This window comes from Pantoea sp. X-Soil-ISGK-421 (assembly GCF_059730785.1).
In genome coordinates this window covers 562,795-581,764 of sequence record NZ_AP035979.1, presented here as the reverse complement: position 1 = coordinate 581,764, position 18,970 = coordinate 562,795, and the positions used below count along the sequence as shown (strand labels likewise).

18 protein-coding genes and 2 tRNA genes are annotated in these 18,970 nt (G+C 53.6%); 5 read left to right on the top strand and 15 right to left on the bottom strand.

The window, feature by feature from the left end; genetic code table 11:
• Positions 1-29 precede the first annotated feature (29 nt).
• The gene (locus AC6I8K_RS02600; protein WP_483816723.1) at positions 30-317 is read left to right on the top strand and encodes a GIY-YIG nuclease family protein; all 288 of its coding nucleotides are present in this window, start codon (positions 30-32) and stop codon (positions 315-317) included.
• Here AC6I8K_RS02600 and AC6I8K_RS02595 read toward each other — a convergent pair.
• Both AC6I8K_RS02595 and ubiT read right to left on the bottom strand, forming a co-directional pair.
• Positions 301-807 carry a GNAT family N-acetyltransferase gene (locus AC6I8K_RS02595; protein WP_483816722.1) on the bottom strand — a complete coding sequence of 169 codons (507 nt, stop codon included), beginning with the start codon at positions 805-807 and terminating at the stop codon, positions 301-303. The genes AC6I8K_RS02600 and AC6I8K_RS02595 overlap by 17 nt on opposite strands.
• Positions 801-1,325 carry a ubiquinone anaerobic biosynthesis accessory factor UbiT gene (gene ubiT, locus AC6I8K_RS02590; RefSeq protein WP_064737971.1) on the bottom strand — a complete coding sequence of 175 codons (525 nt, stop codon included), beginning with the start codon at positions 1,323-1,325 and terminating at the stop codon, positions 801-803. Before ubiT ends, AC6I8K_RS02595 begins: the two co-directional genes overlap by 7 nt.
• A gap of 203 nt (positions 1,326-1,528) precedes the next feature.
• On the opposite strand from ubiT, the gene ubiU reads away from it, so the two are divergent.
• The 3 genes from ubiU (at position 1,529) to AC6I8K_RS02575 (ending at position 4,546) form a co-directional block, all read left to right on the top strand.
• A complete protein-coding gene (gene ubiU / locus AC6I8K_RS02585) occupies positions 1,529-2,524 on the top strand; it encodes a ubiquinone anaerobic biosynthesis protein UbiU (protein ID WP_483816721.1) in 996 nt (331 codons plus the stop codon).
• Positions 2,525-2,533: 9 nt separating this feature from the next.
• Positions 2,534-3,418 carry a U32 family peptidase gene (locus tag AC6I8K_RS02580; protein WP_064737716.1) on the top strand — a complete coding sequence of 295 codons (885 nt, stop codon included), beginning with the start codon at positions 2,534-2,536 and terminating at the stop codon, positions 3,416-3,418.
• A gap of 117 nt (positions 3,419-3,535) precedes the next feature.
• Complete coding sequence (locus tag AC6I8K_RS02575; RefSeq protein WP_064737717.1) at positions 3,536-4,546, top strand: luciferase-like monooxygenase; 1,011 nt, start codon at positions 3,536-3,538, stop codon at positions 4,544-4,546.
• Between the two features lie 3 nt (positions 4,547-4,549).
• On the opposite strand, the gene AC6I8K_RS02570 is transcribed toward AC6I8K_RS02575, so the two are convergent.
• The gene (locus AC6I8K_RS02570) at positions 4,550-5,467 is read right to left on the bottom strand and encodes an AraC family transcriptional regulator (RefSeq protein ID WP_064737718.1); all 918 of its coding nucleotides are present in this window, start codon (positions 5,465-5,467) and stop codon (positions 4,550-4,552) included.
• 183 nt (positions 5,468-5,650) lie between these two features.
• Here AC6I8K_RS02570 and AC6I8K_RS02565 point away from each other — a divergent pair, with 183 nt between their 5' ends.
• The gene (locus AC6I8K_RS02565) at positions 5,651-6,397 is read left to right on the top strand and encodes an SDR family NAD(P)-dependent oxidoreductase (RefSeq protein WP_497826178.1); all 747 of its coding nucleotides are present in this window, start codon (positions 5,651-5,653) and stop codon (positions 6,395-6,397) included.
• A 67-nt stretch (positions 6,398-6,464) separates the two neighbouring features.
• On the opposite strand, the gene AC6I8K_RS02560 is transcribed toward AC6I8K_RS02565, so the two are convergent.
• The 12 genes from AC6I8K_RS02560 to AC6I8K_RS02505 all read right to left on the bottom strand — a co-directional run bounded on the left by AC6I8K_RS02560 (position 6,465) and on the right by AC6I8K_RS02505 (position 18,956).
• Positions 6,465-8,390, bottom strand: a complete 1,926-nt coding sequence (locus AC6I8K_RS02560; protein ID WP_064737720.1) for a DEAD/DEAH family ATP-dependent RNA helicase — start codon at positions 8,388-8,390, stop codon at positions 6,465-6,467.
• A 16-nt stretch (positions 8,391-8,406) separates the two neighbouring features.
• Positions 8,407-8,463 (bottom strand): protein YrbN, encoded by a 57-nt coding sequence (gene yrbN, locus AC6I8K_RS02555; protein ID WP_098053093.1) that lies wholly within the window; start codon positions 8,461-8,463, stop codon positions 8,407-8,409.
• Positions 8,464-8,567: 104 nt separating this feature from the next.
• The gene (gene nlpI / locus AC6I8K_RS02550; RefSeq protein ID WP_064737721.1) at positions 8,568-9,452 is read right to left on the bottom strand and encodes a lipoprotein NlpI; all 885 of its coding nucleotides are present in this window, start codon (positions 9,450-9,452) and stop codon (positions 8,568-8,570) included.
• A 129-nt stretch (positions 9,453-9,581) separates the two neighbouring features.
• Complete coding sequence (pnp, locus tag AC6I8K_RS02545) at positions 9,582-11,720, bottom strand: polyribonucleotide nucleotidyltransferase (RefSeq protein WP_483816718.1); 2,139 nt, start codon at positions 11,718-11,720, stop codon at positions 9,582-9,584.
• A 309-nt stretch (positions 11,721-12,029) separates the two neighbouring features.
• Positions 12,030-12,299, bottom strand: a complete 270-nt coding sequence (gene rpsO / locus AC6I8K_RS02540; protein WP_036620269.1) for a 30S ribosomal protein S15 — start codon at positions 12,297-12,299, stop codon at positions 12,030-12,032.
• Positions 12,300-12,431: 132 nt separating this feature from the next.
• Positions 12,432-13,376, bottom strand: coding sequence for a tRNA pseudouridine(55) synthase TruB (gene truB, locus AC6I8K_RS02535; protein ID WP_483816717.1), 945 nt, complete (start codon positions 13,374-13,376; stop codon positions 12,432-12,434).
• Positions 13,376-13,783, bottom strand: coding sequence for a 30S ribosome-binding factor RbfA (gene rbfA / locus AC6I8K_RS02530; RefSeq protein ID WP_064737724.1), 408 nt, complete (start codon positions 13,781-13,783; stop codon positions 13,376-13,378). The genes truB and rbfA overlap by 1 nt, the downstream gene beginning before the upstream one ends.
• A 65-nt stretch (positions 13,784-13,848) precedes the next feature.
• Entirely contained in the window at positions 13,849-16,539 is a 2,691-nt protein-coding gene (gene infB / locus AC6I8K_RS02525; RefSeq protein WP_483816716.1) for a translation initiation factor IF-2, read from the bottom strand.
• Positions 16,540-16,556: 17 nt separating this feature from the next.
• Positions 16,557-18,044 carry a transcription termination factor NusA gene (gene nusA, locus AC6I8K_RS02520; RefSeq protein WP_064737726.1) on the bottom strand — a complete coding sequence of 496 codons (1,488 nt, stop codon included), beginning with the start codon at positions 18,042-18,044 and terminating at the stop codon, positions 16,557-16,559.
• A gap of 24 nt (positions 18,045-18,068) precedes the next feature.
• The gene (gene rimP, locus AC6I8K_RS02515; protein WP_036620302.1) at positions 18,069-18,521 is read right to left on the bottom strand and encodes a ribosome maturation factor RimP; all 453 of its coding nucleotides are present in this window, start codon (positions 18,519-18,521) and stop codon (positions 18,069-18,071) included.
• A 212-nt stretch (positions 18,522-18,733) separates the two neighbouring features.
• Positions 18,734-18,810: transfer RNA gene (locus tag AC6I8K_RS02510), tRNA-Met, on the bottom strand.
• Positions 18,811-18,869: 59 nt separating this feature from the next.
• A tRNA-Leu gene (locus AC6I8K_RS02505) sits at positions 18,870-18,956 on the bottom strand.
• Between the last annotated feature and the right edge of the window lie 14 nt (positions 18,957-18,970).

Below are 18,970 nucleotides of genomic sequence, written 5' to 3'. Positions count from 1 at the left end.
CCTGCCAGCTAATTTTCGAGATGAGTGTAATGGAACAAGGCTGGCAGCTTTATCTGCTACAAACCGCCGCAGGCATGCTTTATACCGGCATAACTACCGATGTTAACCGGCGTCTGCAACAGCATCAGCAGGGACGCGGGGCGCGCTCACTGCGCGGTAAAGGTCCACTTACGCTGGTGTTTCATTGCGATGCGGGCGATCGGGCTGCAGCGTCACGCCTGGAATACCAGGTGAAGCAGCTCAGCCGCGTGCAAAAGCTGCGGCTGGTTGCTCAGCAGCCGCCCTGTTTAGTCACGTGGTTTAGTCAAAACGATTAAACGGCAGCGCAAATTCAATTAGCCCTTCGGCACCGACAAATGCATCGTCTGCCAGTTTGTAGACCTGAAAAGCCGCTTCACTGCCTAACCAACGGCAGTGCAAACCATGGCGTGCCGCTGGCTCAAAGCCGAGTGGATTGTAGAACTCAGGATCGCCCAGCACCACCACGGCGCTGTAGCTGAACTCATTAAGTGAATCCAATCCTTCATACACCAGTTGTTTAGCAATCCCCTGTTTACGCACCGATTCATCCACGGCGAGCGGCGCCAACGCAACCCAGTTGCGATCTTCACCTTGCAGGGTTACCGGACTGAAAGCGGCATAACCCAACACCTGACCTTCATCATCCGTGGCAACCACGCCGAGCGTCAGCAAGCCATCTTCGCGCAGTTGCTGTATCAGTTCCGCTTCGGCGGCGGTAGCAAAACTGCGCTTTAACAGGCTATCGATGCCTGCTGCATCGACGCCAATTTCAGTACGAATTAACATGATATCTCCGCGCGCGCCTCAGCGGCCTTCGCGTCCTGTTTCATTCCTGCCTCAATAAAAGCAGCGAGCTGCTGCAATCCCGTGCGTAATGGCGTGGGCATGGCATCCAGTTCAATGGCATCCATTAGGTTTTTCACCTCAAGTCCCAGCTCCGTGTCACCTTCAATCACCAGACGGCGCTGAAAGAACAACATATCGGGATCCGCTTTGCGTGCTGCCACCAGCAACAGATCGTTGGCTTCACCACGAAACCAGACATCAGCCTCGGTGTCGCGCGAAACGGTCAGGCGCCCTGCTTGTAGGGTGGTGATCCAGCGCAGATTCACATCGGCAACCTCGATCCCCAGATAACGCCCTTCCAGAAAGTCTAACTCACCTTCAGACAAAGCATGACGAAATTGCCAGTTTAGGAGTTGTTGCAGAATAGCTTTTTTTAGCAGGAAAGGGGTAATGGAAACGGGTAAAGCAAGGAATTCTGGGCCTTTTTCAACAATCAGACCGCGTAAGCGCGCAAACATCATCTACATTCCCTTCAGAAAATTTCATCTATTTTGCCACATCTGCCTGGCTTCGCCTCCACTGAGATCAAGAAAATCGCCGCCAGGCTGGACGAAAAACCTTCACTCCCGATCATCAATGGCCCTTTCACTGCCTTAAATCAACATTGCTGCCGGGCCAGTTATTTACACTCTTCCGCTTAAGAATCCGGGGAGGAAAATGTATGGAACTGCTGTGTCCGGCGGGGAACTTGCCTGCGCTGAAATCGGCGGTGGAGCATGGTGCTGACGCGGTGTATGTCGGCCTGAAAGACGATACCAATGCCCGCCACTTTGCTGGCCTCAATTTTACCGATAAGAAACTGGCCGAGGCCGCGCGCTATCTGCACCAGCATCGCCGCAAACTGCATGTGGCAATCAACACCTTTGCCCATCCTGATGGCATGAATCGCTGGCAAACCGCGATTGATGTTGCTGCCCAGAACGGTGCGGATGCACTCATTCTGGCTGATATCGCCACGCTGGAATACGCGGCAAAACGCTATCCGCAAGTCGAGCGTCATCTTTCGGTTCAGGCTTCGGCAACTAATCTGCAAGCCATCCATTTTTATCATCGTCATTTTCAACTCAGCCGCGTGGTGCTGCCGCGCGTGCTGTCGATGCATCAGGTCAAACAGCTGGCGCGTGAAACGCCGGTGCCACTTGAAGTCTTCGCCTTCGGTAGCCTGTGCATTATGGCCGAAGGCCGCTGCTATCTCTCTTCATGGCTGACCGGCGAGTCGCCGAACAGCGCGGGTGCTTGCTCTCCGGCGAAATTTGTCCGCTGGCAACAGACGCCAAAGGGTATGGAATCGCGCCTGAATGAGGTGCTGATTGATCGCTACGCGCCCGACGAAAGCGCTGGCTATCCCACGCTGTGTAAAGGCCGTTATGAAGTTGACAACCAGCTGTATCACGTGCTGGAAGAACCCACCAGTTTGAATACGCTGTCGCTACTGCCTGAGCTGCTGCGCGCCAATATCGCCTCGGTGAAAATCGAGGGTCGTCAGCGCAGCCCGGCGTATGTCGCACAAGTCGCGAAAGTGTGGCGCCAGGCAATCGATCGCTGCATGGCTTCACCTGAGCATTATGCCGTGCAGGAACCGTGGATGCAGGCACTGGGTGAGTTATCGGAAGGCAGCCAAACTACGCTGGGCGCCTATCACCGCGACTGGCAATAAGGAGATCGCATGAAATACGCTATCGGTCCGGTGCTGTGGTACTGGCCAACTGAAACGCTGGAAACTTTTTATCAACGTGCCGCTGAAAGCAGTGCCGATATCATCTATCTCGGTGAAGCGGTCTGCAGTAAACGACGTGCCACTTCATTCAATCAATGGATGGACATCGCCCGCATGCTGGCGTTGCAGGGCAAGCAAGTGGTACTCAGTACGCTGGCATTGCTGCAGTCACCCTCGGAAGTCAAAGAACTGCGCCGCTATGTGGAAAATGGCGAGTTCTTGCTCGAAGCCAACGACATGGGGACAGTGAACATGGCGGCGGAACGTAAATTGCCGTTTGTCGCCGGCCCCACGCTCAACGTGTATAACGCGCAGACCCTGCAACTGTTGCTGAAAGAAGGCATGACGCGCTGGTGCATTCCGGTGGAGATGTCTCGCGACTGGCTGATTCAACTCCTGCAGCAGTGCGACGAAGCGGGTGTACGTGAGCAATTTGAAGTGGAAGTGCTCGGCTATGGCCATCTGCCGCTGGCGCTGTCGGCACGCTGCTTTACCGCGCGCGCCGAGAATCGCGGCAAAGACGACTGCCAAACCTGCTGCATCAATTACCCTACCGGCCGCCGCGTGCTCTCACAGGAAGGTCAGCAGGTGTTTGTACTGAACGGCATTCAGACCATGAGCGGTTATTGCTACAACCTTGGCAATGATCTAACCGGCATGCACAACTGGATCGATATTGTGCGTCTGTCGCCACAAGGCGAAAACACGCTCGCCGAAGTGGATCGCTTCCGCGCCAACGAGGCCGGTCAGGCCCCGTTAATGATGGCCCGTGGCAGTGATTGTAATGGTTATTGGCGTCGACTGGCCGGAATGGCACTGGAAGGCGGCGGATAAAGGCACATTCCGGCTATATTCCTATGGTTATTAGCAGTTTTAATATAGGTAACGATGAGTAATACTCACAGGTGCAGGTCCGATTAAACACCTGCGCCATCCCTATTTGGAGTGCCCATGTCTGAGAAAAAAACTGTTCGCCTATCCGTGTTGGATTTGGCTCCTATTCCGCAAGGTTCCACCGCACGCGACGCGTTCCACAATTCGCTGGCGCTGGCCCGTCAATCTGAAGCACTGGGTTTCCACCGTTATTGGCTGGCTGAACACCATAATATGACGGGCATTGCCAGTGCCGCGACGTCAGTGCTGATCGGCTATTTGGCGGCGAATACCGAAACGCTGCGCCTTGGCTCAGGCGGCATCATGTTGCCAAACCATGCGCCGCTGGTGATCGCTGAACAGTTTGGTACCCTCGAATCACTCTATCCGGGCCGCATCGACTTGGGATTGGGCCGCGCGCCCGGTTCGGACCAACGCACCATGCTGGCGTTGCGTCGTCATCTTTCCAGCGCCCAGGCAGATAGCTTCCCGGAAGATGTTTCCGAATTGATTCGCTGGTTTGACGCCGAAGAAGGCGAACATCCGCCAGTACAGCCGGTTCCAGGTTTAGGATTAAAGATTCCCGTGTGGCTGCTGGGTTCCAGCCTCTATAGCGCGCAATTAGCCGCTCAGCTTGGCTTGCCGTTTGCTTTTGCCTCGCATTTCGCGCCCGACCTGCTGTTCCAGGCACTGCATCTCTATCGTGAGAAATTTAAACCTTCTGCGCGTCTGGCGAAGCCCTATGCGATGGTATGTGTCAATGTGGTCGCAGCCGACAGCGAGCGTGATGCACGCGTCCTGTTCACCTCCATGCAGCAGCAGTTTATCAATCTGCGTCGCGGCAAACCGGGTCCGCTACCGGCCCCCGTGGAGAACATGGATAATCTGTGGTCGCCATCTGAGCAATATGGCGTGCAGCAAGCATTGAGCATGTCGATTGTGGGCGATAGCGATAAAGTCCGCAGCGGTCTCGCCGCGCTAATGCGCGAAACCCAGGCGGATGAAATTATGGTCAACGGCCAGATCTACGATTCGCAGGCGCGTCTGCGTTCCTTCGCACTGGCGATGGAAGCCGCGCGTACGCTGTAAACATCATTGCGGTGGGTTTAACCACTCAGGTCCCACCGCAATCGTTCGCGCATCACGCGCCGGTGACTGACCGTGAAAACGGCTGTATTCGCGACTAAACTGCGATGCACTCTGATAACCCACCCGATAGCCTGCCGTTCCTGCATCCAACTTCTCAATCAACATCAAACGCCGCGCTTCGTTAAGCCGCAGCTGCTTTTGATACTGCATCGGCGTCATCGCCGTCACCGCTTTAAAGTGATGATGCAGCGACGAAATACTCATTCCCACGCTGCTCGCCAGATGATCCATTTTCAACGGCTGATGAAAGTTTTCACGCAGCCAACGTGCGGCGCGCGCCACTTTGTTGCCTGGCCGTTCCGTCAGCGCCATGTTGAGAATGCGCGGCCCCTCTGGCCCGGTCAGCAGACGATAGAAAATCTCCTGCTCAATTAACGGTGCCAGCGCAGCAATGTCCTGCGGGTGATCCAGCAACTCGACTAAACGCATCACCGCATCAACCAACGGTGGCGCGACTTTATGCACGGCGATGCCGCGCTCGCTGATCGCCGTAGTGGCGACGTGATGGTGCGGAAAGTGTTCCAGATAACGCATTAGACGCGTTTCATTGATGGTGATGCCGACACCAAGATTGGGCTTCTCTGGCGTCGCCATGACCACGCAGGATTGCACCGGCATATCCAGCGTCACCAGCAACAAATCGCCCGGCCCGTAATGCATCACATCGTCGCCCATGCGCAGCGCTTTTTGCCCTTGTGCGACCAGGGCAAAGCTGGCCCAGGTCGCCACGTGCGTCAAACTGGTGGGCTGAGAACTGCGGCCGAAAGAGAGAAAATCGATCGGGCAGTAGTGACGACCATCCTGCGGCGCGTGGCGGGCGATGATTGCCACCAACTGCTGCCATTGTTCCTGATGAATCATGCGTTCTGTGCTCCGCGAGATGACATTATTGAGGAGATATTCTCGCGTGTGGTTCGCGTGGTGCCTAGTCCTTGAACAGTAGATTTGCAGGATCGTGCAAAAAGCTTGCAGGATTGCGCTACCACCAAATTGGATGGGCAGCGCATGCTTTACCTTCCCCGAAATCTCAGGTGGAGAGACACGATGAAAACACTTGAAGGCAAAATTGCGCTGGTGACGGGCGCTTCGAAAGGCATTGGTGCCGCCATCGCCATGACTTTCGCGGCGGCCGGTGCTCGGGTGGTGGTGAATTATCTTCAGGACGAAGTGGGTGCGGCGGATGTAGTGACCGACATCCAGGCACTGGGTAGCGACGCCATCGCCGTACAGGCTGATATCTCGCGCGAGAGCGATGTGCAGCGGCTGTTCGCTAGCAGCATTGAGCAGTTTGGCGCGCCCGATATTGTAGTGAATAACGCCGGTATTTTTCACCACGGTGCCTTTACTGACCTCAGCATCAGCGAAATGCAGCAGCAGCTGAATGTGAATCTGTTGGGTACCTTGTTGGTGTGTCAGCAGGCGGCTAAACATTTCCCCGTTCGCGGCGGTTCCATCATCAACCTGAGCGCCCTGAATAGCCAACGAAGTACGCCAGGTTCGGTGCTTTGGGCAGCAACCAAAGGTGCAATTGATACGCTGACGCAAGGCCTTGCTCGGGAGTGGGGACCGCGCAATATTCGCGTTAATGCGTTAGCACCCGGCATTATCTTGACCGAGGGTTTGCTGGCAGCGAAGAAGATGCATCCGGAGTTGAAAGCACAGTTGATTGCGGCAACGCCGCTGGGACGTTTTGGTTTGCCGGAAGATGTAGCACAAGTCGCGCTGTTTCTGGCGTCAGAAGAGTCAGCATACGTGACCGGTGAACGCGTGCTGATTGCCGGTGGCGTGTAAAATTAATTTTCCACAGGCATAAAAAAGGGACGCATGAGCGTCCCTTTTTACTTTCAGCGTTTATCGCTTATGCGTCACGACGACGTGGTGCAGCAGCGCCATCTGGACGCGGACCACGACCACCGTCACGGCTGAAGCGTCCGCCTTCACGGCCACCTTCACGACGTTCGGTGAAACGACGTGGAGCGCCTTCGCCACGTGGTGCACCATCACGCGGAGCACCGCTACCACGACGCTCACCGCCGCCAGCAGGACGACGTTCGCTACGCTCGTGTACCGGCGCATCACCCATCAGCTGCATATTCATCGGCTTGTTCAGAATACGCGTACGCGTGAAGTGCTGCAGCACTTCGCCCGGCATGCCTTTCGGCAGCTCGATGGTTGAGTGGGTACCAAACAGCTTGATGTTACCAATGTAACGGCTGCTGATGTCGCCTTCGTTAGCGATCGCGCCAACAATGTGACGAACTTCAACACCATCATCACGGCCCACTTCAATGCGGTACAGCTGCATTTCGCCAACGTCACGACGTTCACGACGTGGACGATCGCCATCGCGGCTCTCACGACTTTCGCGTGGACCGCGAGAATCACGTGAATCGCGGCGCTCACCACGGTCAGGACGATCGCTGAATTCACGACGCGCTGGACGCGGTGCTTCTGGTGGCAGAATCAGTGGACGTTCGCCCTGAGCCATTTTCAGCAGTGCTGCGGCCAGAGTTTCGATATCCAGATCTTCGCCCGGCTGCATTTTGCTCAGCAGTGCGCGATATTGGTCCAGATCGCTGCTTTCCAGCTGCTGCTGTACTTTCGCTGCGAACTTAGCCAGACGACGCTCACCCAGCAGTTCTGCGTTCGGCAGCTCAACTTCTGGAATGGTCAGCTTCATGGTACGTTCGATGTTGCGCAGCAGACGACGCTCGCGGTTCTCAACGAACAGCAACGCACGACCAGCACGACCAGCACGGCCGGTACGACCGATACGGTGAACGTAAGACTCAGCATCCATTGGGATATCAAAGTTTACCACCAGGCTGATACGCTCAACGTCCAGACCACGTGCTGCAACGTCGGTAGCGATCAGGATGTCAAGACGACCATCTTTTAAACGCTCCAGCGTCTGCTCACGCAGTGCCTGGTTCATGTCGCCGTTCAATGCTGCGCTGTTATAACCGCTGCGCTCCAGCGCTTCGGCCACTTCCAGCGTGGCATTTTTGGTGCGCACGAAGATGATGGCTGCATCGAAATCTTCAGCTTCCAGGAAGCGAACCAGCGCGTCAGTTTTACGGCCGTAAGCGGTCCAGTAAGACTGAGAAATGTCTGGGCGCGTAGTCATGCTTGACTGAATGCGCACTTCCTGTGGATCTTTCATGAAACGCTTGGTAATGCGACGAATCGCTTCTGGCATGGTTGCGGAGAACAGCGCGGTCTGATGACCGTCTGGAATCTGCGCCATAATGGTTTCAACGTCTTCGATGAAGCCCATACGCAGCATTTCATCAGCTTCGTCCAGCACCAGACCACGCAGGTTAGACAGATCTAACGTGCCACGCTTCAGGTGATCCAGTAAACGACCTGGCGTACCTACAACAACTTGTGGTCCCTGACGCAGTGCGCGCAGCTGCACGTCATAACGTTGGCCGCCATACAGGGCTACAACGTTAATGCCACGCATGTGTTTAGAGAATTCAGTGACGGCTTCAGCAACCTGTACCGCCAATTCGCGGGTAGGTGCCAGCACCAAAATTTGCGGTGCTTTAACAGTAGGATCAATGTTGTTAAGCAGCGGCAATGAGAATGCCGCGGTTTTACCACTACCGGTCTGCGCCATACCCAACACATCACGGCCAGCCAGCAGGTGAGGAATACACTCAGCCTGGATTGGAGAAGGCTTTACGTAGCCCATACCGTTCAGTGATTCGAGGATGTCGGCGTTCAGGCCAAGGTCAGCAAAAGTGGTTTGAATTTCAGTAGTGGTTTGGATATCAGTCATGTAGTACACGTGCCTCTTAGATTGCGGCGGCCAGTCTACATAACTCGTCGTGAAAACTTTCAGTCATTTTCATCAAAAAGTGTGAACCGGCTCAAATTAGAAGTTTTGACGAACAGAAAAGCCCTCATCTCTGAAGATGATGACTTTACAGATATTCAGGCAATAAAAGTTCGTCAGCTATTGCTGGTCAGATTCTGATAAATCGTCTTGTGTCTGGCCGAGTTGCGCCAGTTCCAACAATGCGTATCGGTGCTCAACAAAGTTATTTACGTTGTTAGCCACCGCCAGTTTGAACAACGCTTTCGCGTCGTCCTTCTCCCCCAGACTTAGGTAGTACTTACCTAAATAGAAGTTGGTTTCACTGAGATGTTCAGCGAGCGAGGTGTTATCCGTTGCGTCCGCCCTGAGACGTTCCATCAATGTTTTTTCACTGATGTCGCCAAGGTAGAACTCGACAATATTCCATCCCCATTGGTCCCGGACCGCTTTGTCATGACGCTGTCTCAGCGTAACTTTTGCCTTGTCGGCATCCATATCGCTTTCAACGAGATAGAGCCAAAGGCTGCGGAAAGGATCGTTAGGATCGTCTTGATAAAACGCCAGCAGATCATCTTGCGCTAACTTGTATCGACCGCCGTAATAGAGGGCGATACCACGGTTTAAATGCGCATAGTTGTAAGTTGGATCAAGCTCAAGTACAGAATCAAACGCTTCATAGGCAGCATCAAAATTGCCTGCCTGCGTTAAGTATATACCAAGATAGTTAAATACCTCTGGCATATCTGGTCTTATAGACAGCGCTTGCGAAAAATCGTTCCGCGCTAATGCCCTCAGACCCAAACTATCATACAACACTCCGCGCTCATATAATAGCTGTGCGCGTTCATCATCGGTCAGGGCACGACTGGCAAGAATTTGTTCCATTCGCGCCAGGATCACCTCTTGCTGCAGTGTGGGCTGCAAAGGTACTGCCAGAACTTCGTTCTTACGCCAATTGGAGTTGCTGCATCCTGCCAGCGTGATAGCTGTCGCAACAAAACACCAGCGCAAAAAAGGCTTCATTTCCCACTCCCGAATACAAACATTGGGACGACCATCCTGTCATCCTCCTGCTGTGCACAAGGATTCCCGCCCTCGCGATGATCTAAACACCACTCCCCGCCAGGCAGGGAGTGGTTAATCGGTAAACGCTTACTCGGCGTCAGATGCATCAGATACAGCGGTAGCAACTTCTTCCGCTGGTTTCTGCTCTGTCGCTTCTTTGATGCTCAGGCGTACACGGCCCTGACGGTCCACTTCCATAACTTTCACTGGAACTTCCTGGCCCATCTGCAGATAGTCGGTCACTTTCTCTACGCGCTTGTCTGCGATCTGAGAGATGTGAACTAAACCTTCTTTACCGCCGCCGATTGCCACGAAGGCACCGAAATCAACGATACGTGTCACTTTACCCGAGTAAACGCGGCCAACTTCGATCTCAGCAGTGATCTCTTCGATACGACGAATGGCTTCTTTAGCTTTCAGGCTATCAGTTGCAGCGATCTTCACGGTGCCGTCATCTTCGATTTCGATGGTGGTGCCGGTTTCTTCAGTCAGTGCACGGATTACCGAGCCGCCTTTACCGATGACATCTTTGATCTTGTCTGAACTGATTTTAATGGTGTAGATACGCGGCGCGAACTCAGAAATTTCCTGACGCGGCGTGCTGATTGCTTGTTCCATCACGCTCAGGATGTGCAGACGCGCACCTTTCGCTTGATTCAGAGCAACCTGCATGATTTCGCGGGTGATGCCTTCGATTTTGATATCCATCTGCAGCGCAGTGATACCGTCGCGGCTACCAGCTACTTTGAAGTCCATATCGCCGAGGTGATCTTCGTCACCGAGGATGTCAGACAGAACCACAAAGTTGTCAGCTTCTTTAACCAGACCCATCGCAATACCGGCAACGGCTGCTTTGATCGGTACGCCAGCGTCCATCAGTGCCAGAGAAGCACCACATACGGAAGCCATTGAAGAAGAACCGTTAGATTCGGTGATTTCTGAAACCACACGAACGGTGTATGGGAAATCAGCTTGCTTAGGCATCACTGCCAGCACGCCACGCTTCGCCAGACGACCATGGCCAATCTCACGACGCTTTGGTGAGCCAACCATACCGGTTTCGCCTACACAGTACGGAGGGAAGTTGTAGTGGAACAGGAAGCTATCAGTACGCTCGCCCATCAACTCATCCAGATTCTGCGCATCACGTGCGGTACCCAGAGTTGCGGTAACCAGCGCCTGCGTCTCACCACGGGTAAACAGTGAAGAACCGTGCGTGCGTGGCAGTACGCCAGTGCGCACGTCCAGGCCACGAATCATATCTTTCTCACGGCCATCGATACGCGGTTCGCCACGGATAATACGGCTACGAACAACGCTCTTCTCAAGGTCATGAACGATGTCAGCGATATCACCAGCATCCAGCGTCTCATCTTCAGCCTGCAGAGCAGCGATGGTCGCGTCTTTTACAGCACCAACCTGAGTGTAACGCTCTTGCTTATCAGTAATGCGATAGGCATCGCTGATGCCCGCTTCTGCCAATGCAGTAACGCGTGCGATCAACGCATCGTTAGTTGGCAGTGGCTGCCAATCCCAACGTGGTTTACCGGCTTCGGCAACCAGCGCATTGATATTTTCGATAACGATCTGCTGCTGGTCGTGGCCATAAACCACGGCGCCCAGCATCTGCTCTTCAGTCAGGATGTCAGCTTCAGATTCCACCATCAGAACCGCGTTCTGGGTACCGGCAACAACCAGGTTCAGACGGGATTCGTTGATTTCATCGGCAGTTGGGTTCAGCACGTACTGATCGTTGATATAACCCACACGCGCAGCGCCGATTGGGCCATTGAACGGCAGACCAGACAGTGCCAGAGCAGCTGAAGCACCAATCATTGCAACGATATCTGGGTTAACCTGTGGGTTAACAGAAACCACGGTCGCAATCACCTGAACTTCGTTAATGAAGCCTTCCGGGAACAGTGGACGAACTGGACGGTCAATCAGACGTGAGATCAGGGTTTCGCCTTCGCTTGGACGGCCTTCACGACGGAAGAAGCTACCCGGGATACGACCAGCAGCGTAAGTACGCTCCTGATAGTTAACCGTCAGCGGGAAGAAATCCTGACCTGGTTTGGTTTTTTTCTGGCCAACAACGGTAACGAATACAGCAGTGTCATCCATGCTTACCATAACTGCAGCAGTAGCCTGGCGCGCCATCATGCCGGTTTCCAGCGTGACGGTATGCTGACCATATTGGAATTTGCGTACGATCGGGTTCAGCAAAATTTAAGTCCTTAAATTCAGGGGCGCAGCCCATTCTGGCGCGCCGGGGATTACCGATCTTTAGTTGCATCCTCGCGACTAATGACAACCTTAACCGCCCATGCGGTAAAGCCTCTCATTAGCCGCGCGAACCTCTGCAAGCAAAGATCACTCTCTGCAACAATACATGAGTTTGGTCCGGATTGCTGCGGATTGCTCGAAAAAAGGGGCCATAAAGGCCCCCTTTTCGCGAAACTCGCACAAATCTGATCGTCAGATGCGTTTTTTTGCATAGTGCATGCGCTACATCCTTGATCAGATTCTTCAGACTTAGCGACGCAGACCCAGGCTTTCGATCAGACCGGTATAGCGAGCAACGTCTTTACGCTTCAGGTAGTCCAGCAGCTTACGACGCTGAGATACCATACGCAGCAGACCGCGACGGCTGTGGTGATCTTTTTTGTGCTCAGAGAAGTGACCCTGCAGGTGGTTAATCTGAGCAGTCAGCAGAGCAACCTGAACTTCAGTTGAACCGCTGTCATTGGTACCACGACCGTATTTAGCAACGATCTCTGCTTTAGCTTCTACGCTTAGAGACATAATAAACTCCAGTAAAAAATGAATGTATGGGTGCCGATCTCTAATTCAGCAGCCCGCTTTAAAGCCGCGCCATTCTACTCTTCGCCTGATAGCAACGCAAATGCGCCGTTAGGTCAAATTCAAGAAGCTTGATTACGCGGGAAATTCTACCACCAGACGACGCGGCGCCACGCGACCATCGTCGGCAATTTCGGCCATACCAATAAATTTGTGCGCATTACCTTCGGTCACGCGCACCAATCCCTGCTCCGGCGCATCCGCAACCTGAACCGGCATCCCCTGTTTGAAATAAGCCGCCACCGCGGGTAGCAAATTCACAATCGGGAACTCTTCTGCCGGGCTATCCATCGGCAACAATAACGCATCGAGCGCACTATAATCCGGTGTTTCCGCCATGTTGACGGTGGCCGCGACTTCCTGCAGCTGCTCCAGCGTCACCATTCTTTCAATTGGATAACGGGCAACCTGCAGACGACGCAGCATAATGACGTGCGCACCACAGCCCAATCGCTCACCGAGATCGTCAATGATAGTTCGGATGTAAGTGCCTTTAGAGACGTGAATCTCCAGCTCCAGCTCATCACCTTCCCAGCGAATAAACTGCAGCTCGAATACTTTAATCGGGCGTGCTTCACGCGGCACGGTAACGCCTTCACGCGCGTACTCATACAGCTTGCGTCCCTGATATTTCAGCGCGGAGAACATGGTCGGCACCTGCAGGGTATCGCCACGAAAATAGTCCAGCGCCGCATCCAGTGCCGCCTGATCGAAAGTAATCGCACGCGTCTCAACAATATTGCCATCGGCATCTGAAGTATCGGTACGTTCGCCTAAGCGAGCAATGACGCGATAACGTTTGTCAGAATCGAGCAGATACTGTGAAAACTTGGTGGCTTCACCGAGGCATACCGGCAGCATGCCGGTCGCCAGAGGATCGAGGGCGCCGGTGTGGCCCGCTTTGTTCGCATTGAACAGACGTTTTACTTTCTGCAGCACATCATTGGAGGATGCGCCTTGATGCTTATCCAGCAGAAACACGCCGTGGACGTCGCGACCGCGACGACGAGGACGACTCATTAGTCCTCCTTGTCATCTTCCGCCGGGCTCTCGCCACGACGCTCAACATCGCTCTTAATGACGTTGCTGACGAGGTTCGACATACGCATACCTTCAATCAGCGAGTTGTCGTAAAAGAAGGTCAGCTCCGGCACGATACGCAAACGCATCGCTTTGCCTACCAGCGTGCGGATATAACCAGACGCTTCTTTCAGTGCCTTCAGGCCGTTTTGCACCGCTTCTTCATCTTTGTCATTCAAAAAGGTCACAAACACCTTGGCATAGGCGAGATCGCGGGACACTTCTACGCCCGAAACTGTCACCATCATACCCAGACGAGGATCTTTGATTTCGCGCTGCAGGATGATCGCAATCTCTTTCTGCAACTCCTGAGAAACGCGCTGTTGGCGGCCAAATTCTTTTGCCATTATTCTTTCTCCCAAATAATTCGGGAGGCCAGAGGCCTCCCAAATTGCAACACATCAAATGATGATCAATCGATGGTGCGTTTAATTTCAATCACTTCGAACACTTCGATCATATCGCCAACGCGAACGTCGTTGTAGTTCTTCACGCCGATACCACATTCCATGCCGTTACGAACTTCGTTGACGTCATCTTTGAAGCGGCGCAGAGATTCCAGCTCGCCTTCATAGATAACCACGTTGTCACGCAGTACACGGATTGGGTTGTGACGCTTGATGATACCTTCGGTGACCATACAACCCGCGATAGCACCAAACTTCGGTGATTTGAACACGTCACGTACCGCAGCAAGACCGATGATCTGCTGCTTGTACTCTGGTGCCAACATGCCGCTCATCGCTGCTTTCACTTCGTCGATCAGATTATAGATGACGGAGTAGTAACGCAGATCAACACTCTCGGCATCAATCACACGGCGAGCAGAAGCATCGGCACGCACGTTGAAGCCTAAGATGATGGCGTTGGATGCTGCAGCCAGCGTTGCGTCGGTTTCGGTGATACCACCTACACCCGAACCGATAATCCGCACCTTCACTTCGTCGGTGGAGAGTTTCAGCAGGGAATCGGAGATCGCTTCCACAGAACCCTGTACGTCAGATTTCAGCACGATATTCAGCTCGGACACTTCGCCTTCAGTCATGTTGGCGAACATATTCTCCAACTTAGACTTCTGCTGACGCGCCAGCTTAACTTCACGGAATTTGCCCTGACGATACAGTGCAACTTCACGCGCTTTCTTCTCGTCACGTACCACAGTCGCTTCATCACCCGCTGCCGGCACACCGGACAAACCGAGGATTTCCACTGGAATGGATGGACCCGCTTCCAGCACTTCACGACCCAGTTCGTCACGCATCGCACGGACACGGCCGTATTCGAAGCCACACAGCACGATATCGCCTTTGTTCAGCGTACCTTCACGAACCAGCACGGTGGCAACCGGACCACGACCTTTGTCGAGGAACGATTCAATCACCACGCCGCTCGCCATACCTTCACGAATAGCGGACAGTTCCAGGACTTCTGCTTGCAGCAGAATCGCATTCAGCAAGTCGTCGATACCCGTACCGGCTTTCGCAGAGACGTTAACGAACATGTTCTCACCGCCCCACTCTTCCGGAAGAATTCCGTATTGGGTCAGTTCGTTCTTAACACGGTCTGGATCAGCATCTGGCTTATCGATTTTGTTGACCGCAACCACCACTGGCACACCTGCTGCTTTCGCATGCTGGATAGCTTCAACGGTCTGAGGCATCACGCCATCATCAGCTGCAACAACAAGGATAACGATATCCGTTGCCTGCGCACCACGTGCACGCATTGCGGTAAACGCGGCGTGGCCCGGGGTATCGAGGAAGGTGATCATACCGTTGTCAGTTTCAACGTGGTAAGCACCGATATGCTGGGTAATACCGCCCGCTTCGCCTGATGCCACTTTCGTTGAACGAATGTAGTCAAGCAGCGAGGTTTTACCGTGGTCAACGTGACCCATGATAGTCACGACTGGCGCACGGCTTTCCTGCGCGGCGTCGGTATCACGATCGTCCATTACCGCTTCTTCCAGCTCATTCTCGCGGCGCAGGATCACTTTATGACCCATTTCTTCCGCGACCATCTGAGCGGTTTCTTGATCGATAACCTGGTTGATGGTCGCCATGGCGCCCATCTTCATCATGGCTTTAACGACCAGAGAACCTTTGATCGCCATTTTGTTGGCCAGTTCAGCAACGGTGATGGTTTCACCGATGACGACATCGCGGTTAACAGCCTGAGCTGGCTTGTTGAAGCCCTGCTGCAGGGTGCTTGGCTTACGATGCTTACCGCCTTTGCCACCACGAACCTGAGCGCGCGCTTCTTCGCGATCGGTTTTGGCTTCAGAATGCTTGTTGCCTTTCTTCACCGGGCGAGCGGCTTTGGTAGTACGAGCACGTGCGCGGCCGGCTTCAACCTGGCGGTCGTTCTCGTCTTCTGCCTGACGGGCGTGAGTTGAGGTGGTGACGTGATAGTCGCCTTTATCCTCTTCTTCAGGTTTTGCCCATTCAGCACCTTTTTCTTCAGCCAGGCGGCGGGCTTCTTCAGCTACGCGGCGCGCATCTTCTTCCAGCTTACGACGTGCTTCTTCTTCTGCTTTACGTTTCAGTTCGGCAGCTTCTGCTTCACGACGGGCTTTATCAGACTGCGCAGCCTTGGCTACTACGTCGGTAGGTTGATTAGTCAATTTCTCTTTTTCCGCTGCTTCACGTTTGGCCTTGTCAGCGGCTTCGCGCTTGGCTTTATCTTCGGCTTCACGTTGCGCTTTCTGTTCAGCTTCGCGACGGGCTTGTTCTTCCGCCTCGCGACGCGCCTGCTCTTCCGCTTCACGCTGCGCCTCGGCTTCCGCTTCTGCCTGAGCTTGCTCAGACTCTGCGTCGCCTTTCACGTATGTGCGCTTTTTGCGGACTTCAATTTGTACCGACTTACTTTTACCCCCGGTGACGGGAATATTCAAGGTGCTGCGCGTCTTGCGCTGCAAAGTCAGCTTGCTTGAACCGGTCTGACCGTGCTCACGATTCAGGTGAGACAGTAAGGTTTCTTTCTCTTGCTGGGACACCGCATCGTTCTCAGACTTACGGATCCCTGCATCAGCAAATTGCTGTACCAGGCGATCGACCGGGGTCTGAATTTCGGCGGCCAGCGATTTTACGGTTACATCTGTCATGCTGTTCCTTCCTGTTATTACGCGTCATCGCCGAACCAGCAGATATTACGTGCAGCCATAATCAGCGCACCGGCTTTCTCGTCATCCAGCCCTTCAATATCTGTCAGGTCGTCAACACCTTGCTCAGCGAGATCTTCCAGCGTGCAAACGCCTTTCGACGCCAGGCGATACGCCAGCGCACGATCCAAGCCCTCAAGATTCAGAAGATCCTCAGCGGGCTCCTGATTACCAAGGCTCTCTTCTTTCGCTAATGCCAGGGTAGTTAACGCATTTTTTGCTCGTTCACGCAGGGCTTCAATGGTCTCTTCATCGAGGCCGTCGATTTCCAGCAGCTCGTTGATTGGCACATAAGCCAATTCTTCCAGCGAAGAGAAGCCCTCTTCCACCAGAATGGTGGCGAACTCTTCGTCGATGTCGAGATGTTTGGTGAACATATCGATTGCTGCATGGGCTTCAGCTTGGTGCTTAGCCTGCAGATCATCGACGGTCATCACGTTCAGTTCCCAACCGCTCAGCTGGGAAGCCAGACGCACGTTTTGGCCGTTACGGCCGATCGCCTGAGCCAGATTACCGGCTTCAACAGCGATATCCATGGTGTGATTGTCTTCATCCACCACAATTGACGCCACATCGGCTGGCGCCATGGCATTGATAACGAACTGCGCCGGGTTGTCGTCCCACAGCACAATATCGATACGCTCGCCACCCAGCTCGCTTGAAACCGCCTGCACGCGCGCACCGCGCATACCGACGCAAGCGCCTACTGGATCAATACGTTTATCGTTGGTTTTCACCGCGATTTTAGCGCGTGAACCTGGATCGCGCGCTGCCGCTTTGATCTCGATAACTTCTTCGCCAATTTCTGGCACCTCAATGCGGAACAACTCAATCAGCATTTCCGGCTTAGAACGGGTGACGAACAGTTGCGCGCCACGCGCTTCAGGGCGAACGGCATACAGCACACCGCGGATACGGTCACCTGGACGGAAGTTTTCACGCGGCAGCATGTCTTCACGCACAATCACCGCTTCAGCATTGCTGCCGAGATCCAGTGAAATATTGTCGCGGTTCACTTTCTTCACCACGCCGGTGATGATTTCGCCTTCATGTTGACGGAACTGATCAACCACCATCGCGCGCTCAGCTTCACGTACTTTTTGTACGATAACCTGCTTAGCAGTTTGGGTGGTGATACGGTCGAAGGTGACAGATTCAATCTGATCTTCGACAAATTCGCCCAGATTGAACGCTTCGTCTTCATAGCGGGCTGCATCCAGCGTGATCTCGCGAGTCGGCTGCGTGACTTCTTCAACAATCTGCCAGCGACGGAAGGTGTCGAAATCGCCGCTGCGACGGTCAATGCTGACACGCACTTCGATCTCTTGCTCATACTTCTTTTTGGTCGCAGTGGCCAAAGCGCTCTCCAGCGCTTCGAAGATTTTCTCACGCGGCAGTGCTTTTTCGTTAGAAACGGCTTCTACTACAGCTAAGATCTCTTTGTTCATCCTGGTTAGCCTCAATCCGGACTTTTAAAAGTGGGGGACCAGGTTCGCTTTCTGAATGTTGCTCAGCGCGAACACTTCGTCGTTACCCTCAACGGTCACCGTGATCATCTCGCCCTCAACAGACTTGATGATACCCTGCCATTTACGGCGGTTTTGTACGGCCATGCGTAATACCAGGCTCACCTCGTCACCGGCAAAACGTGCATAGTGTTCAGCAGTGAAAAGAGGACGTTCGAGACCCGGCGAGGAAACTTCAAGGTTGTAAGCCACGGTAATAGGATCTTCCACATCCATTACTGCGCTGACCTGGTGGCTAACATCGGCGCAATCATCAACATTGATACCCTCTTCACTATCAATATAGATGCGCAGGGTTGATGTGCGACCACGAATAAATTCAATACCGACTAATTCGTAGCCAAGCGCTTCTACTGGAGCAGAGATCAACTCTGTCAATTTTTGCTCTAATGTGGACAAGCCCACCCCCAAGACATAAAAAAAGGGCCTATAGCCCAGTGTTTCGATTTCCTGATAACAAAAAACCCCGAATATTCGGGGCTTTTTGTGACTGGACCCTGTACGCCGCATAGCGGCTTCGGAGCACAATCCAAAAGAATTTTTTTCAAAAACCACTGAGATTGCGTCCGTCGATGCATACAGTATATTTGAAAAAGAACTCTAAGGGAAAGTGGTTGCGGGGGCCGGATTTGAACCGACGACCTTCGGGTTATGAGCCCGACGAGCTACCAGGCTGCTCCACCCCGCGTCCGAAAACGTGGCGAATAATACGCCGACCTTGCAAAAAATGCAAGTTATACTGAGATTTGGTACCGAGGACGGGACTTGAACCCGTAAGCCCTTTCGAGCACTACCACCTCAAGGTAGCGTGTCTACCAATTTCACCACCTCGGTACATCACTAGACTG

What these genes read in the sequence shown, in the direction of transcription:
- AC6I8K_RS02600 (WP_483816723.1), top strand. Translation starts at nt 30, where the DNA reads ATGGAACAAGGCTGGCAGCTTTATCTGCTACAAACCGCCGCAGGCATG.
- AC6I8K_RS02575 (WP_064737717.1), top strand. Translation starts at nt 3,536, where the DNA reads ATGTCTGAGAAAAAAACTGTTCGCCTATCCGTGTTGGATTTGGCTCCT.
- AC6I8K_RS02580 (WP_064737716.1), top strand. Translation starts at nt 2,534, where the DNA reads ATGAAATACGCTATCGGTCCGGTGCTGTGGTACTGGCCAACTGAAACG.
- truB (WP_483816717.1), bottom strand. Translation starts at nt 13,376, where the DNA reads ATGAGTCGTCCTCGTCGTCGCGGTCGCGACGTCCACGGCGTGTTTCTG.
- AC6I8K_RS02560 (WP_064737720.1), bottom strand. Translation starts at nt 8,390, where the DNA reads ATGACTGATATCCAAACCACTACTGAAATTCAAACCACTTTTGCTGAC.
- ubiU (WP_483816721.1), top strand. Translation starts at nt 1,529, where the DNA reads ATGGAACTGCTGTGTCCGGCGGGGAACTTGCCTGCGCTGAAATCGGCG.
- AC6I8K_RS02565 (WP_497826178.1), top strand. Translation starts at nt 5,651, where the DNA reads ATGAAAACACTTGAAGGCAAAATTGCGCTGGTGACGGGCGCTTCGAAA.
- infB (WP_483816716.1), bottom strand. Translation starts at nt 16,539, where the DNA reads ATGACAGATGTAACCGTAAAATCGCTGGCCGCCGAAATTCAGACCCCG.
- rbfA (WP_064737724.1), bottom strand. Translation starts at nt 13,783, where the DNA reads ATGGCAAAAGAATTTGGCCGCCAACAGCGCGTTTCTCAGGAGTTGCAG.
- AC6I8K_RS02570 (WP_064737718.1), bottom strand. Translation starts at nt 5,467, where the DNA reads ATGATTCATCAGGAACAATGGCAGCAGTTGGTGGCAATCATCGCCCGC.
- nlpI (WP_064737721.1), bottom strand. Translation starts at nt 9,452, where the DNA reads ATGAAGCCTTTTTTGCGCTGGTGTTTTGTTGCGACAGCTATCACGCTG.
- ubiT (WP_064737971.1), bottom strand. Translation starts at nt 1,325, where the DNA reads ATGTTTGCGCGCTTACGCGGTCTGATTGTTGAAAAAGGCCCAGAATTC.
- nusA (WP_064737726.1), bottom strand. Translation starts at nt 18,044, where the DNA reads ATGAACAAAGAGATCTTAGCTGTAGTAGAAGCCGTTTCTAACGAAAAA.
- rpsO (WP_036620269.1), bottom strand. Translation starts at nt 12,299, where the DNA reads ATGTCTCTAAGCGTAGAAGCTAAAGCAGAGATCGTTGCTAAATACGGT.
- AC6I8K_RS02595 (WP_483816722.1), bottom strand. Translation starts at nt 807, where the DNA reads ATGTTAATTCGTACTGAAATTGGCGTCGATGCAGCAGGCATCGATAGC.